The 14,787-nt window shown below is 46.8% G+C and carries 12 protein-coding genes, 1 tRNA gene and 1 pseudogene; 7 read left to right on the top strand and 7 right to left on the bottom strand.

Annotated elements, in window-relative coordinates:
* Positions 1-19 precede the first annotated feature (19 nt).
* Positions 20-1,861 carry an RNA polymerase sigma factor RpoD gene (rpoD, locus tag KCG43_RS04320; protein WP_218383517.1) on the top strand — a complete coding sequence of 614 codons (1,842 nt, stop codon included), beginning with the start codon at positions 20-22 and terminating at the stop codon, positions 1,859-1,861.
* Between the two features lie 197 nt (positions 1,862-2,058).
* Positions 2,059-2,134, top strand: a tRNA-Ile gene (locus KCG43_RS04325).
* A gap of 573 nt (positions 2,135-2,707) precedes the next feature.
* On the opposite strand, the gene ptuB is transcribed toward KCG43_RS04325, so the two are convergent.
* The 4 genes and pseudogenes from ptuB to KCG43_RS21375 all read right to left on the bottom strand — a co-directional run.
* Positions 2,708-3,514 (bottom strand): retron Ec78 anti-phage system effector HNH endonuclease PtuB, encoded by an 807-nt coding sequence (gene ptuB / locus KCG43_RS04330; RefSeq protein WP_218383519.1) that lies wholly within the window; start codon positions 3,512-3,514, stop codon positions 2,708-2,710.
* Positions 3,501-5,114: a retron Ec78 anti-phage system effector ATPase PtuA gene (gene ptuA / locus KCG43_RS04335; protein ID WP_218383521.1), complete on the bottom strand. Its 1,614-nt coding sequence runs from the start codon at positions 5,112-5,114 to the stop codon at positions 3,501-3,503. Before ptuA ends, ptuB begins: the two co-directional genes overlap by 14 nt.
* On the bottom strand, positions 5,115-6,062 hold the full coding sequence (locus tag KCG43_RS04340) for a retron St85 family RNA-directed DNA polymerase (protein ID WP_218383523.1): 948 nt from the start codon (positions 6,060-6,062) through the stop codon (positions 5,115-5,117).
* A 346-nt stretch (positions 6,063-6,408) separates the two neighbouring features.
* Positions 6,409-6,652: pseudogene (locus tag KCG43_RS21375) on the bottom strand (tyrosine-type recombinase/integrase); the annotation flags it as partial.
* A gap of 253 nt (positions 6,653-6,905) precedes the next feature.
* On the opposite strand from KCG43_RS21375, the gene KCG43_RS04345 reads away from it, so the two are divergent.
* The 4 genes from KCG43_RS04345 to KCG43_RS04360 all read left to right on the top strand — a co-directional run bounded on the left by KCG43_RS04345 (position 6,906) and on the right by KCG43_RS04360 (position 9,719).
* Positions 6,906-7,211: an antibiotic biosynthesis monooxygenase gene (locus KCG43_RS04345; RefSeq protein ID WP_161459848.1), complete on the top strand. Its 306-nt coding sequence runs from the start codon at positions 6,906-6,908 to the stop codon at positions 7,209-7,211.
* 17 nt (positions 7,212-7,228) lie between these two features.
* The gene (locus KCG43_RS04350) at positions 7,229-7,612 is read left to right on the top strand and encodes an amino acid-binding protein (protein ID WP_218383524.1); all 384 of its coding nucleotides are present in this window, start codon (positions 7,229-7,231) and stop codon (positions 7,610-7,612) included.
* A gap of 59 nt (positions 7,613-7,671) precedes the next feature.
* Positions 7,672-8,331, top strand: a complete 660-nt coding sequence (locus tag KCG43_RS04355) for a helix-turn-helix transcriptional regulator (protein WP_218383525.1) — start codon at positions 7,672-7,674, stop codon at positions 8,329-8,331.
* Positions 8,332-8,582: 251 nt separating this feature from the next.
* The gene (locus tag KCG43_RS04360) at positions 8,583-9,719 is read left to right on the top strand and encodes an AI-2E family transporter (protein ID WP_218383526.1); all 1,137 of its coding nucleotides are present in this window, start codon (positions 8,583-8,585) and stop codon (positions 9,717-9,719) included.
* Between the two features lie 201 nt (positions 9,720-9,920).
* Here the strand turns inward: KCG43_RS04360 and KCG43_RS04365 are convergent, their stop codons facing one another.
* Complete coding sequence (locus tag KCG43_RS04365) at positions 9,921-10,937, bottom strand: porin (RefSeq protein ID WP_218383527.1); 1,017 nt, start codon at positions 10,935-10,937, stop codon at positions 9,921-9,923.
* Positions 10,938-11,408: 471 nt separating this feature from the next.
* Positions 11,409-11,663, bottom strand: coding sequence for a hypothetical protein (locus tag KCG43_RS04370; protein WP_192015443.1), 255 nt, complete (start codon positions 11,661-11,663; stop codon positions 11,409-11,411).
* 263 nt (positions 11,664-11,926) lie between these two features.
* On the opposite strand from KCG43_RS04370, the gene KCG43_RS04375 reads away from it, so the two are divergent.
* Positions 11,927-13,996, top strand: a complete 2,070-nt coding sequence (locus tag KCG43_RS04375) for a BCCT family transporter (protein ID WP_218383530.1) — start codon at positions 11,927-11,929, stop codon at positions 13,994-13,996.
* 35 nt (positions 13,997-14,031) lie between these two features.
* Here KCG43_RS04375 and KCG43_RS04380 read toward each other — a convergent pair whose 3' ends face one another.
* Positions 14,032-14,688, bottom strand: a complete 657-nt coding sequence (locus KCG43_RS04380) for a pyridoxamine 5'-phosphate oxidase family protein (RefSeq protein ID WP_218383532.1) — start codon at positions 14,686-14,688, stop codon at positions 14,032-14,034.
* Positions 14,689-14,787: the final 99 nt, after the last annotated feature.

Below are 14,787 nucleotides of genomic sequence, written 5' to 3' on the forward strand. Positions count from 1 at the left end.
CCTAAGTTGGATATCGTCTATGGAGCAAAATCCGCAGTCACAGCTAAAGTTGCTTGTTGCCAAAGGCAAAGAGCAAGGTTATCTGACCTATGCCGAAGTTAATGACCACCTGCCAGAAGACATTGTTGACTCTGATCAGGTTGAAGACATTATTCAGATGATCAACGACATGGGTATTAAGGTGGTGGAAACCGCCCCTGATGCCGATGAACTCATGATGACTGAAGATAACGCCGATGAAGACGCCATTGAAGCGGCGGCTCAGGCATTATCGAGCGTAGAAAGCGAAATCGGCCGTACCACTGACCCGGTTCGTATGTACATGCGCGAAATGGGTACAGTTGAGCTGTTGACCCGCGAAGGCGAAATCGACATCGCTAAACGCATCGAAGATGGTATCAATCAGGTTCAGTGTTCTGTTGCTGAGTACCCGTCAGCAATCTCGCATCTGCTTGAGCAGTTTGACAAGGTTGAAGCAGAAGAGCTGCGTCTGACTGATATCATTTCAGGCTTCGTGGATCCTAACGAAGAAGAGACAGCCGCTCCGACAGCCACGCACATCGGTTCCGAGTTAAGTGAAACTGATCTTGAAGATGAAGACAAAGATCTTGAAGACGATGACGACGATTCAGAAGAAGAAGACGACGGCAGCATCGATCCGGAAGTGGCACGCGAGAAGTTCAAAGAACTGCGTATCTCTTACGAAAATATGGCCAAAGCCATCGATGCCAATGGCCGTCATCACCCGGACACTGAAGTCGCTATTGCCGAGCTGTCTGAAATTTTCAAACAGTTCCGTCTGATCCCGAAACAGTTTGACCGTCTGGTCAGCTCACTGCGTGATTCTATGGATAAGGTGCGTACCAATGAGCGCCTGATCATGCGTATGTGTGTCGACAACAGCAAAATGCCGAAGAAGACCTTCGTACAGCTGTTCAGCGGTAATGAATCTTCTTCTGCGTGGATCGACGAAGCACTAAACTCAGGCAAACCGTATGCCGAGCGCCTGAAAAACTACGAAGAAGACCTGCGTCGTGCCTCGCTGAAGCTGCGCATACTGGAAGATGAAACCGGCCTGTCGATTGAGCGTATCAAAGACATCAGCCGCCGTATGTCTATCGGTGAAGCCAAAGCACGCCGCGCCAAGAAAGAAATGGTTGAGGCCAACCTGCGTCTGGTTATTTCTATCGCCAAGAAATACACCAACCGTGGCCTGCAATTCCTGGATCTGATCCAGGAAGGTAACATTGGTCTGATGAAAGCGGTCGATAAATTTGAATACCGTCGCGGTTACAAGTTCTCGACTTACGCCACTTGGTGGATCCGTCAGGCAATCACACGTTCAATCGCAGATCAGGCACGTACGATTCGTATCCCTGTTCACATGATCGAAACCATCAACAAACTGAACCGTATCTCTCGCCAGATGCTTCAGGAGATGGGCCGTGAACCACTGCCGGAAGAACTGGCTGAACGCATGCAAATGCCGGAAGACAAAATCCGCAAAGTGCTGAAGATTGCCAAAGAGCCAATCTCGATGGAAACCCCAATCGGTGATGATGAAGATTCACATCTGGGTGATTTCATTGAAGATACCACGCTGCAGCTGCCAATGGACTCTGCCACGGCAACTAACCTGCGTGCGGCCACCAACGAAGTACTGGCTGGCCTGACCCCACGTGAAGCCAAAGTACTGCGTATGCGTTTTGGTATCGACATGAACACAGACCATACACTGGAAGAAGTGGGCAAACAGTTTGACGTTACCCGTGAGCGTATCCGTCAGATCGAAGCCAAAGCCCTGCGTAAACTGCGCCACCCAAGCCGTTCCGACGTGCTGCGCAGCTTCCTGGACGAGTAAGCCACTCACCAGAAACACCACATCACAAAGCGGGCTAAACAGCCCGCTTTTTCTTTGCCTGCCGCACATGCGACCTCGCTCACACCCCTTGCCACTCAAGGGCTTGCCCTGCATTTAACTGCCTAAGAAACAAACAAAACTTGCCCCTTCGCACCTAGACAATGCCCCACCCATCCCATATAATCGGTGGCACATTTGGCCCCTTAGCTCAGTGGTTAGAGCAGGCGACTCATAATCGCTTGGTCCCCAGTTCAAGTCTGGGAGGGGCCACCAGATTCCAGAAGGCTTATGGAGAAATCCATGAGCCTTTTTTCGTTCTGGCCGGTCTATATCCGGTCCGTCTTTCCTTCCGGTCACTCAGCTTTTAGTCCACTTCATCGAAACCTTGCATTAAGGTTCCATCACTCACCATTTCTGAGATTACATCCATGTACTGAATAGCTACGCTGATCTGTCTGTGGTTCATACATCACATTGATCAATATCCAGCCCCTTATCTAACAGCGCACTCACAGGAAAATTTCTAGCTGTTAATCAATAAATTGGTATTCATACTGGCAACGGCAATTCATGAGCAGGATCTGATTCTGGGAGCAATCTGCTATGAGTCTGGAGTGTGATTCTGCTGAGTTGATAGTGACGAGCTTAGCGGAAATTCAGATGTGATTTTGTCGTCGTCGACGACGGCAAACCGCCTAAAATCGGGGTTAAAGACCGGATCCGGACAGGAACGACGACAGCGACAGCAAATCAGTGGAAAAATTATGGGTTGAGAGTCAGGCAGTGTAAGGGCTGGGAGGTAGTGACTGGGCCTGTCTGGTGTGACCGACCCAGCGATCTAGAATTTCAGTGTGGAGGTAGCTCCTCTTCCAGAGCTTTTTGGGCAATACGATTCTCTCTGACCAAGATATCTCTTGTTGTTTGAAAGTAAAGAGGGGCATCTTCACCCGCCCATTTACGCAGCATAAACTTGAATTTCTTCATATCTTTAGACTTTCTGAAGGACGCTATCAACTTCTCAAAACTAATATGGACTTCTCTTCTTACAAGATTTAGTCGATCACAATTCAAATTAAGCTTTTCGAGAGTAGACTCAAGAAGTTCTGAGCTTGTTTCGAAATTATTGTGCTCGAATGCTTCTAAATTTGCAGCATCTACATTAACTTCAAGCTTTCCAGTGGCTAGAGAATAGTTAAACATATCACTACTCAAATTATCTTCTAAGGGAGATACAATTTTCCCTAGCCACTTTTTACTTTCGCTATGATTAGTTTCGAGGTGCTCTTTATATGAGTCGCATGACTTATTGTCTGGCATAACGAATTGTTCGATGTTATTTCTATCAGTTCCACCAATACACACTCCAATAACATTATTCCAATCTAGGTGCCAATTTGGCTGTGTTTCTCCTACAACCCACCCAGATTTAGAATTGAAGTGTTCAACTCTTCGATGGTGCTCATGAGTATTATTTTCAGATAGGTCAATTTCACAGTACGCGCAAATATAATGCTGCTCTTCAAAAATTTTCTTTTTTATTTTTTTTGCATCTCTACCATTATTACTTCGAAAGTTATCCCAAGTATCATCAGGATTACATATCGCATAAATAGTAAGCTCATTAGGAGCTTGAGACTTATTAATCTTCCTCATACTCTTTCTCCCACTTACGATTATCTATATATAAGTCTAATTGGACTAAGTCCTCATATGCAGAACCAAAATGGCGAGAGAGTTGTTTTCTCAATTCTAAAGCATCCTCAGAGTCATACTTGTCATCATAAACAAGCTCTCTATAACGCTCTAGATTTTTTGTTATTTCATCTTCTGGTGGGCGTACCTCAACCTCAAATAAGTTCTTTAATACCCAAGATGACACTGCCCCCCTAGTGCCTTTGGGAGCTCGATACTTTTTTCCATCCTTTAACAGCCAGATAGATGAACTATCGACAGTATGGCAGACTTGTGGACTGTGGGTTGTTACTACAAACTGAATGTTTGGAAAAGTAGACTCAAGCCTTTTAATAATTTTCTGTTGCCAAGAAGGGTGTAAATGCAGATCTACTTCGTCTATCAGAACGATTCCTGATCCCTCTAAAGGTGATAACGATTTAGGGTTAAGTAAAGTAAGTCTTCTCGCAATATCTGCAACTAAGGCCAATATGGTTTTTTCCCCTTGGGAAAGTTGCAATACACTTAGTTGAGTTCCATTCTTATCAAGCGTTAAGTCTAGAGGTTTTCTCTGGAGTTTCAAGTTACTAAAACCTGGCAGAAACTTATATATAGCACCCTTGACAATATCTAATGATTTCTCATCTATAGAGTATATAGTATTTAATTGTTTCTTATAGTTTGCCAATTCTTTTTTGTGAGAATCTAAAAGGTGCTCCAACTCAGGATGCTTAGTGATTAGCTCCTTCAATAGTGGGCTATTTATCTCTGCCTCTTTAGCTTGAATCTTTATTCTTAGCTCATCGGTGTTACTTGAAATTTCGTTATCACTTTCAATTAATTCCTTGAACCACCTAAAAAACAGCTTAAAATCTGCTTTACCAGATAAACTTTTACTGTATGCCTTAGCTTTATTCCATACATGTTCATCTTTAATTTCGTCAGATTCTTCTATGTCTTTGGTTGTAACATCATTTGCTCTTTCCACTGTATATGAGCAGAATAGGGGTAGTGATAGTTGGGGATCAGACTCATTTGCTTGCCGTAAAATTTGACATATATCGTTGATCTGCGTGTAACTGCCTCGAACTCTTTTTGAACTCAAAGAACTCTTCTGCATCAATTCCATATTGACGACTTGATTTTCTATTTCGAATTCCGTACTAATACTCGAGAAATCTTCACCATTCTTTATTTCAATTTCATCTATCAGATCACCATTTGTTGATTTTGTTCCTAACCTAGAATTGAGATGAGTTAAACATTTTTTAATGGCTTCTAGTACAGTTGACTTACCACAGCCATTATTTCCCACTAGCACAGTAGTGGAGCTTTCAGTGGAAAAAGTCAAATCTAAAAAATCGAATCCTTTATAGTTGTTCAGCTTGATTGATTTTATTCGAAATTTATTGTCTTTCAGTTGATTAGCGCAAACGGTTAAGTAGTGTTGTGACTTTTCTTTATCTCTTTCTACACTAAAGCCTTCATCATAAGATTGTGCTAGTTGGAAAGATGCGGAGAAATCACCTTTATCAGATCTAGACATCAAACGTCGAATTATTTTACTAACTTTTTCTTCCATCTAATTACCACCACCGCATCTGAATAAATCAATAAAAACTTTTTCACCATATCGAATTTTCATTTTATCTAAAAAACTTGGTTCTACCATTTTAGCAAAGCCAACAAGCCCTTTTAAATGATTTATATCCTCTTCATTTTCAAGTGATTGTATAGAAAACTTATGCAATAAAGCTCGAATATATCTTTTTCTATCCCGGCCAAGAGATAATTTATTATTATTAGATAATGTTATTCCAGTAACGTGACGATTGTGAGCCTTGGAAGAAAAAAATGACTTAGCGTGATTTAGTTTTATTTTTCTATCAAACAAATCACGTAAAGTACTTTCTATAAACTTAGGGATAGTAAATAATACATTCTTCTCTGAAGTGGAAAACGTCAAATCATCAGCATATCTGGAATAGTTAATATGTAACTTAGTGCAGTGGCTTGTAACTACTTTGTCAAACTCATACATGATAAAGTTCGATAGAAAAGGTGAAGAAGGAGCTCCCACGCTAAGTACGAGGTTAGGATTTTTCTTTTTAGTCCTGTTCCAGAATAGTAATTCCATCAACGGCTCAACATCTTTATTAATCAACTCTATCTCCTGATAGTTAAGAGCACTCAGAAACATAAATGGTGTTAGACTATTAAAGAAGTTTTCCAAATCCAATTTTAGCAAATAGCTGGACTTAACATGTACACTCGCATTATCTTTAATGTTGATCCCTTCTACATAAGCTTTAGCTGAACTATGAACCTGCACGTAAGGCTTCATCTGTTCAACTATAGCTCTCTGAATGCGTTTTAACTCAGGCGTAGGTTGTGCTATCACTCTAAAGCCAAATGTTCGTTTTGGAATCTTATAAACTTTATAGTGACCCGAAGGTTTCTTAGCCAAATAATGGCTAAATTCACTAGGAAAAACTTCAGGTGGTATGCGGCTGAGGACTGGAAGCTTCATTGATATAGTTGCTTACTTTGAAAAATAAGTGTGATACAGGTTTCCCTGTATCACGATAGCTCTTTACTTAAAGACGCGGAGCGGCATTTCCGATCTGCAATCGTTGCGAAAAATGAGTAACTATTGCAGTTCGGAAATGACGTTCCGCAGCTGCAAAACCACTCAATAAATTAGAGTTTGGCGCAACGCCAAACTAGATTAAATCATAAACTTAATCCAAATTACGCTAAAGAGCCTCTTCAAGTTAGCTCATTTTGGCATCCAAATCAATCCTAAAAGAAAGCATTGAAACTAAGGTCTCCATGGTTCTAGAAAACTTTCTAAAACAACTACTTCTCAGGGTAACTACATCATAAACCAACTCAGTCACACTAATGCTCACCTCCCTCAACCGGCTAGAAGCCAAATGAGCATACCTCGTACTGGTCTGCGGAGAGTGATGCCCTAACATCATAGAGCGTTACATTCCCTGAGTTGAGCAGTATCAATGCAAAGCTATGCGTTAAATCATGAATTCGGAAGTTGTCTGTAATCCCAGCAGCTTTCTTGATTCGATCACATACCTTCTTAGGATGAGCGATAGATCTACCTGCCGTTATCGCGTTCCGGTTCTCTTTCGGTCTTAAGCTGCGTTTTAAGACGCTGTATAAATATCGAATGAAACCTGATAGTTTGGCTGGAACACCTGCGCTTCTCGTTTGCAGAACACACCACCAAGCTACTGACATTGCCCTTTCCCCAGCACACTACCGAGTAAACACCACATTTCGCCCATCATCGAAGTATCCTTTTTTCACCTCGCTATATTGAGCCAAACACACTGACATTCAGAAGGATAAGACAATGATCGCGGTTCTTTTTGAAGCGACAGCCGTGCCTGAAAAGCAGGCTCGCTACTTCGAGCTGGCTGAACAGTTGAAGCCGCTGCTGAGCCATGCTGAGGGGTTTATTTCTGTTGAGCGCTTTCAAAGCCTGACCCATCCAGAAAAATTTCTCTCGCTGTCATGGTGGGAGAACGAGGAGGCCATTTTGCAATGGAAGCACAACATGCTGCACCGATCGGCACAACAGGAAGGAAAGGAGTCCATTTTCTCTTTTTATCGCATTCAGGTACTCAGCCTGATCAGAGAATATTCATCATCCCAGTAAGCAAGGAAGCTATCGCTATGTATGACATTCATGTCGTTTTGAAGAATCTGCCGGGAGAGCTTGCGCGGTTAGGCGAAACACTCGGATCAAATCACATTGGCTTGGAAGGTGGCGGCGTCTTTTCCGTCAACCAGCAAAGTCACGCCCACTTTTTGGTGGAAGATGGCGAAAAAGCCAGAGCGGTACTCATCGAACAGGGTTTTGATGTCATAGATATCTGCAGGCCGCTGATTCGGAAACTCAGGCAGGAACAGCCGGGCGAATTAGGCGCTATTGCCAGAGTGCTGGCGGATAATGGCGTCAACATCATCACCCAATACAGCGACCACGCAAACCGTTTGATCCTCATCACTGATGACTATAAGGTTGCAGAAACAGTAACCCGACACTGGATGGTCTGATTGTGAAGCCTCACCCGCAAGTCCCGCAGGAACAGGAAGAATTTCAGCAGGAGTTATCTATGGCAGCCCTTGCGGCTGCTATGTCTGATGCGTCACGCATGAAAATTCTTTGTGCGCTGATGGATGGCCGCGCCTGGACAGCCACTGAATTAAGCGCTGTGTCTGATATCGCACCGTCAACCACCAGCGCGCATCTGTCCCGATTGCTGAAAGCCAATCTCGTCACTTGTTTATCGCAAGGGCGTCACCGGTATTTTCGTCTCTACAGTGCCAGTATTGCCGCCCTGCTTGAAAATATGATGGGAGTTTCGTTTAGCGCGATGCAGCCACCAAAAACACGGGTGCCGGCCGAATTACAACGGGCACGAACCTGCTACGACCATCTGGCAGGCGAAATCGCCGTCGGTATTTACGATTACCTTTTCGCGAATGCATGGATTACCAGCGACGGAAATGCGTTAACTCCTTTAGGTAAGGCGCAGTTCAGTCAATTAGGTGTCATGCTCGATGCAAAGACCAAACGTAAAAAGTGCTGTGCATGTTTAGACTGGAGTGAGCGAAAATTTCACCTTGGCGGCCATGCCGGGGCGGCACTTTTTCAGTGCTTTGAGCAGCAAGGATGGATAGAAAAAGTGCCGGGATACAGGGAAGTCACAGTGACAGCAAAAGGCCAGGCGGCTTTCAGCCAGTATTTTGGCTTGGCTAACGTTCTAAACTAAACACGCAGATTACCGTGCAGTCTCCAACTTTCTTCTTTTAAAATTCTCTCTTCTTTTCAAATTAAAGTATCAGATCTAGTCTGAACTAATACCGTTTCCAGTACTGACGTTTATCATCTGCCTGAGCCTGCATTTGATATGTGCTGATATCGGTTTCTGATAACACAGCCGTGAGCATGAAACATTACGGCCTCTGTAGGCAACATAGTTTCCAGCCCTATCAGCGCTAACATTGAAAATCAGGAAGCAACATGGATAAGCAACCAGAACAGCATCAAAACAAAGTTTTCATCGGCAATATGGTGGAATCCGCGATCCGTATCGGCTTACTGCTGGTACTACTGATGTTCACGTACGACATCATCAGGCCATTTATCATTCCTGTGATCTGGGGGGCCATTATCGCTGTCGCTCTGATGCCACTGACGTTGAGAATCCAGCGCTGGTATGGCAATCGCCGCGGATTAGCGGCCACAACCGTTGCCCTGTTAGGTATTGTGCTATTAGTGACGCCGTTAGTGATGATCTCGGTTTCCGTCTACCACGCATCAATCCAGATACTGGAGACGCTGCAACAGGGTCAGGTGACTCTTCCGGGGCCAGACAGCAGGATTGCGGATATTCCGGTTATCGGCGATAAGCTGTTCGACATGTGGAGTATGTTCGCCAGTAATCTGGAAAAAGCCATTCAAACCTTCCTGCCGGAAATCAAGTCTGCACTGTCCGCTTTAATTGGTGTGCTGGGCGGTGCGTTGGGCGACATGCTGATATTCATCCTATCGCTGGCTATCGCTGCCGGTTTTATGACTTACTCAGAAAAAATTACCGCCTCGTTAAAGACCATTGCAGTGCGCGCAGCAGGTACTAACGCCAGGCATTGGACTTCACTGATTGCCGCAACGATCAAAAGCGTCTTACTTGGGGTTGTTGGTGTGGCAGCCATTCAGGCGCTACTGATTGGTGCCGGCTTCTTTGTTTTTGGCGTCCCGGCGGCTGGCCTGCTGACGTTACTCCTGATCATTTTATGTATCGCCCAGTTGCCGGCTCTGATAGCCGTTCTGCCCGTGATCATTTACATGTACCTGACCCAGGACGCCACCACAGCAACACTGTTTACCGTCTGGGTCGGTATCGGTTCGCTGTCTGACAACGTGCTCAAACCTATGTTGATGGGCCGCGGGGTAGCTGTACCTATGCCCATCATACTGATAGGTGCAATTGGCGGCATGATGTATTACGGCATGACCGGCCTGTTCCTCGGCGCAGTCATTCTGGCTATCTGGTATGAACTGTTTGTTTTTTGGATCAAGTTAGAGAAGCAGGAAGCAACAGAAGCCAGTATATCCCCTCAACAAGACGCCATAAGTTCAGAGAAATCTGACACATAACGGATTTCTATACCACGCTGAGAACACGTACCGGGATACAGAGAAGTCACAGTGGCAGAAAAAGGCCGGGCGGTTTTAAGCCAGCACTTTGAAATGGCTTAGTATTGAAGAACAAGCTAGCAGCGAAGCGCCACATTGAATCACAAAAAAGCGCTGCAGGTTGCCCCCGCAGCGCCATATTGAATGGTATTTCGGTATTGATTACAGGTAGTAACGCATACCGATAATCCACATATCATCTTCAGGAACATTGATATCGTTACCCAGATCAAACTGGTAACCACCGAAGCCGACGAAAGTTGGTGTGAAGTTATATTCTGCCTGCAGCGCCATCTGGCTGAAGATGGTGTTGCTGTTCTTGTCATCTTCAACAGATTCGTAGTTCACGCTCAGGTTCAGGCTGCTTGGCAGGGCATAGGCCAGCAGGCCTTCAATCGCCACTGACTCTTCGAGACCACGGTTCATGTATTCGTTCATCGCATACACAACCGCCACGTACAGGCCGTCACCATAGGTGCCGTAATTGGCACTGAACATGTGTGAAAGCGCGGTTTCATCAAATGTTGTATTTGGTATCTGAACATCACCGGTGTTGAAGGCATAGTTCAGGCCGAAGCCCATGATCGAGTAGTTCAGTGCAATCTGGAAGCGGTCATCATAGTCTGCTGCCGTACCTGCCAATTCCTCACCCGTTGTTGCCCCCTGCCAGCCCAGACCAAACAACAGATCGCCGGCATCATTTAAGCTGAGGCTATTGCGGTAGGAGATCATACGCTCGGCACGTGCCGTACCCAGCGGGCCTTGATCGTCATACAGGAAGTCGTTCGCAAACGCGATAGGCAAATCGGCGATCCCTGCACCATCATAGTAAGGTGACCATTGCGTGCCCACCACGCCGCGGCCATAAGCATTGTGTGAGACACCAATGTAACCCAGACGGGTGGAGAACGTCTCTTCGCCGCCTTCCAGATAGTTCAGCGCCCATTCGCCTTTTGCATCGGCGGTAAAACCGTTCCCGATATCTTGTGCCGCATTAATGTTGATACGCGGCGACACTTGCTTCACTTCCGTTTCGCCCTCTTCAGAGCCGCCAAGACCCACAGAAACATGACCACCTATGGAGAGCGTAGTATCACCTTCGTTGTATAACTCAACCGCGACTGCCTGAGATCCATAAAATGCAGCTGCCACTGCAATTGCCAAGTGCTTTTTATCCATAATCATCTTTCCATCTTTTGTTGTGTTCTTATGCGCCGTTACACAGCGTTATGACAAAAATGTGAACATTTGAAACGAGCATTGAAAGCGTAGATAAGGAATGACATAAACACATAAAATAACGACAACAAATTTATTCAAAACTTGTGTTATGTCCCATTTGTGAAAGGTATGTGGTGTGAGCATACTTTGAACACATTATTGAACATGTGCCATAGCAAGAGGTTGAACGCGATTTGGGGTCAATACGGGCTTTAAGCCTGCCCGGCTGGGTGAGCGGATGTATTACACATCATGATGACGTTTTTGTGCTTGGCGAGTGAGAAGTGTGTTGTTTATTTGAGGGTTAGACGAAAAAGCCGCTGTCGTTACACACTGGATGACAGATAAAAGACAAGAGTTCAAAAATCCCAGTCCGCCATGATCTGAACGGACTGGGAACAGCGTTTAGCGGTGCTTCACAAACCTTTGTTATCGCTGACCCAGAAAAGCCAGCAAAGATTTCACTGCGCCCAGAAAGAAGGGAATAGCGATCAGGCCCGAGCCGATAGAGATAGCAATATAGGTGTAGCTGGTGCTGGTTGACGTATATTGAAAGGAGGCTAAAAAGTTCTGGTATGCCTGCAGGCAAAAGAAAAAGCAACCTATGGTTGCAATAGTCATTCCCAGTAAGCTTTTGATCTTAGACCATAAAAAATCATTGTTCGCGATATTATTTTCTTGCATCCGGTACTCTCTTCAAGATCCAAAGCCAAATCGGTCTACCCGGATGATCTCAAACTCGCCCGTGCAGGTGCCGGTACCTTGAGGTCACCCGAATGTCAGGCACTACTCTCATAATGCGGATGTTTTCCACTCAGATTAAATCAGCAGCCGTCTCATTATCGGACCCGCCGGGTAATGTCTTGTCTGAACAGGACAATTCACTCTGAAGCATGCCGTTGCGTATGCCATACTTGGGAGCAAGGTTTGAATCGTGGAGCGAGACTATGTCAGCAGATAAGCCGTCAGAAGAAAAAACGCAGCGCAGTTCAACAATCCTGATCCCCGTCTTTATCCCCGCCGTGGCGGTCATCTTACTCATGGTGATAGGCACCATCAGTAATCCGACTCTGGCCGGAAAAGTTTTCTCGGAAACCCTCAGTTACGTTACCCAGAGCTTTGGCTGGTTCTATATGCTGTCCGTCGCCATCTTTCTGTTTTTTGTCGTCGCCGTCGCACTGACTAAATGGGGAGAGATCAAGCTCGGTCCGGACCACGCCGAGCCGGAATACAGTTTTCCGGCCTGGTTTGCCATGCTGTTCTCGGCCGGTTACGGGATTGCCCTGCTGTTCTTTGGCGTCGCCGAGCCTGTGCTGCACTATGCCTCGCCGCCTGATGGTCCGGCCATGACAGTGGATGCCGCCAGGCAGGCAATGCAAATTGCCTTTTTCCACTGGGGGTTTCACATCTGGGCCATTTACGGCCTGGTCGGGCTGACACTGGCCTATTTCGCCTTTCGTCATGGCCTGCCGCTATCGATGCGTTCGACGCTGTATCCGCTCATCGGCGAAAAAATCCACGGCCCGATTGGCCATACCGTGGATATCTTTGCCATCCTCGGCACCCTGTTCGGGATTGCGACCACGCTGGGCTTGTCGGTGGCACAGATCAATGCCGGGCTGAATTATCTCTGGCCATCGATACCTGTGAATACCACAGTACAAATCATTGCGATTGTGGTGATCACCGCACTGGCGATTTTCTCTGTGGTCGCCGGCATGGACAAAGGGGTTAAGCGCCTGTCGATCCTGAATATGGTACTGGCGATATCGTTAATGTTGTTTGTGTTTGCCGTCGGACCTACCATCTTCATCCTCAATACTTTCATGCAAAACACCGGCAGTTACCTGAGTAATATTGTCGAGCGTACATTTAATTTACAGGCTTATACCGCCAGCGACTGGATTGGTAACTGGACATTATTTATCTTCGGCTGGACTATTGCCTGGGCGCCTTTCGTCGGCTTGTTCGTGGCGAAAATCAGCCGCGGCCGCACCATTCGCCAGTTCGTGGTCGGGGTGATGGTTGTCCCAACCATTTTCACTTTTCTGTGGTTCTCGGTATTCGGCGATACCGCGCTTCATATGATCATGGTCGATGGCTACACCCAGCTAATTGAAGACGTGCAGGCTGATCAGGCCATTGCGCTGTTTAAATTGCTGGAACAGCTACCACTGACTTCGATCGTGTCCTTTATTACTGTCCTGCTGATCATCACTTTCTTCGTCACCTCGTCAGACTCCGGCTCGCTGGTTATCGACTCGCTGGCCTCTGGCGGCGTTGCCCATACACCGGCCTGGCAACGGGTATTCTGGGCTTCGATGGAAGGGCTGGTCGCCGCTGTACTGCTGCTGGCCGGCGGCCTTGGTGCTCTGCAAACAGCATCGATTGTCAGTGCGCTGCCCTTTGCAATCATCATGCTGATCGCGGCAGTTGGCATGTGGCGGGCGCTGGTGATTGAAAGCCACCACAGCCAGAGTCTGGAGCAGCACGTGCAATCCCGCTCGCGACAGAGTGGCGGGAAAACCGGACCGGGATACTGGAAAAAACGTCTGGCCAATATTGTCGATTTCCCCGGACGCCAAGAAGTCTCAGGCTTTATTCAGAAGACAGTCTACCCAAGCATGGAGAAAGTAGAGCAGGAGCTTGAGCAGCAGGGCTGGGTGGCCGAAGTGATTTACGATGAAGATCAAGGCAGAGCCAAATTCGAGGTCTATCAGGAAGGCAAACTGGAATTTCTGTACGAAGTCAGACTGCGGGGCTACCTTATGCCTGATTTTGCCTTCCCTGAAACTGATCATAACCCGGAAGATCCGGAGCATTATTACCGGGCGGAAGTCTTCCTGCGCCGCGGTGGCCGGGCCTACGATGTTTACGGCTATGAGCAGCAGGACATTATTTCCGACATTCTGGATCAGTTCGAAAACTACCTGCACTTCTTGCATGTGTCGCCCGGCATCCTGCCGTGGAACATGGAAGAAGAGGAAAACGACGATCAGCAACAGGCGAAAGAGTAATCAAAGCCGCCCTCTCGCTGCGAGGGCGGCTTAGCTTAATTTTCCCAGCGCTTCCCGTAGGCCGCGCGGTAATCCGGCGTCGGGATCGCTTCGTGCAAACCCGCCGTCGCTTTGAGCGGGCCAACCACAGTACGATACGGGATAAAACCCGCCCAGACCGGCAAATCCAGATCCGCCGGATCGTCGCCCACTTCTTTATTGCTGATTTTCACCGAGGCCTCGTTAAGCGGCATCCGCAGCACAGTCGTCGCTGCCAGTTCCTTGCTATTACTCAGCCGGATGTCCTGCGTCCGTCCGGGGGCGATCTGCTCAACAAAATGGTTCAGCACCCTGTCTTTTTCAGCGTTATCCTCAATCACCTCAAACTGGCCGAACACCACAGCCGAGCGGTAATGGGCGCTGTGATTAAACGCCGACCGCGCCAGCACCCAGCCATCAAACAGGGTGAAGGTTAAACAGGTTTGCACCTCCTGCCTGAGCTTGCGCAGCAAACGGCTGTTGTTGGCGCCATGAATATAGACAAAATCCCCCACCCGCCACGCCAGCATAGGGATCACCACTGGCCCCTGTTCTTCCTGTATCGCCACATGCGCCACCAGGCTTTCATCGATGATCTGATACAAGGCTTCCTGTTCAAACACCGCCTTGTGGGCTCCTTTCTTAATGTCGGTTCTCTTGCTGGTCGATAACATAGCTGTCCCTGATTCCACTGCAACTCAAATAACCATGAAAAGATACCGGCAAACCGGTATGATTTTCATAGCCAGTTTTAACCAAATGACAGGTCCAGT

Origin of the sequence: Photobacterium sp. WH24, assembly GCF_019204055.1 — a bacterium.
GTDB classification, from domain to species: Bacteria; Pseudomonadota; Gammaproteobacteria; order Enterobacterales; family Vibrionaceae; genus Photobacterium; species Photobacterium arenosum.

What these genes read in the sequence shown, in the direction of transcription:
- rpoD (WP_218383517.1), top strand. Translation starts at nt 20, where the DNA reads ATGGAGCAAAATCCGCAGTCACAGCTAAAGTTGCTTGTTGCCAAAGGC.
- ptuB (WP_218383519.1), bottom strand. Translation starts at nt 3,514, where the DNA reads ATGAGGAAGATTAATAAGTCTCAAGCTCCTAATGAGCTTACTATTTAT.
- ptuA (WP_218383521.1), bottom strand. Translation starts at nt 5,114, where the DNA reads ATGGAAGAAAAAGTTAGTAAAATAATTCGACGTTTGATGTCTAGATCT.
- KCG43_RS04340 (WP_218383523.1), bottom strand. Translation starts at nt 6,062, where the DNA reads ATGAAGCTTCCAGTCCTCAGCCGCATACCACCTGAAGTTTTTCCTAGT.
- KCG43_RS04345 (WP_161459848.1), top strand. Translation starts at nt 6,906, where the DNA reads ATGATCGCGGTTCTTTTTGAAGCGACAGCCGTGCCTGAAAAGCAGGCT.
- KCG43_RS04350 (WP_218383524.1), top strand. Translation starts at nt 7,229, where the DNA reads ATGTATGACATTCATGTCGTTTTGAAGAATCTGCCGGGAGAGCTTGCG.
- KCG43_RS04355 (WP_218383525.1), top strand. Translation starts at nt 7,672, where the DNA reads ATGGCAGCCCTTGCGGCTGCTATGTCTGATGCGTCACGCATGAAAATT.
- KCG43_RS04360 (WP_218383526.1), top strand. Translation starts at nt 8,583, where the DNA reads ATGGATAAGCAACCAGAACAGCATCAAAACAAAGTTTTCATCGGCAAT.
- KCG43_RS04365 (WP_218383527.1), bottom strand. Translation starts at nt 10,937, where the DNA reads ATGGATAAAAAGCACTTGGCAATTGCAGTGGCAGCTGCATTTTATGGA.
- KCG43_RS04370 (WP_192015443.1), bottom strand. Translation starts at nt 11,663, where the DNA reads ATGCAAGAAAATAATATCGCGAACAATGATTTTTTATGGTCTAAGATC.
- KCG43_RS04375 (WP_218383530.1), top strand. Translation starts at nt 11,927, where the DNA reads ATGTCAGCAGATAAGCCGTCAGAAGAAAAAACGCAGCGCAGTTCAACA.
- KCG43_RS04380 (WP_218383532.1), bottom strand. Translation starts at nt 14,688, where the DNA reads ATGTTATCGACCAGCAAGAGAACCGACATTAAGAAAGGAGCCCACAAG.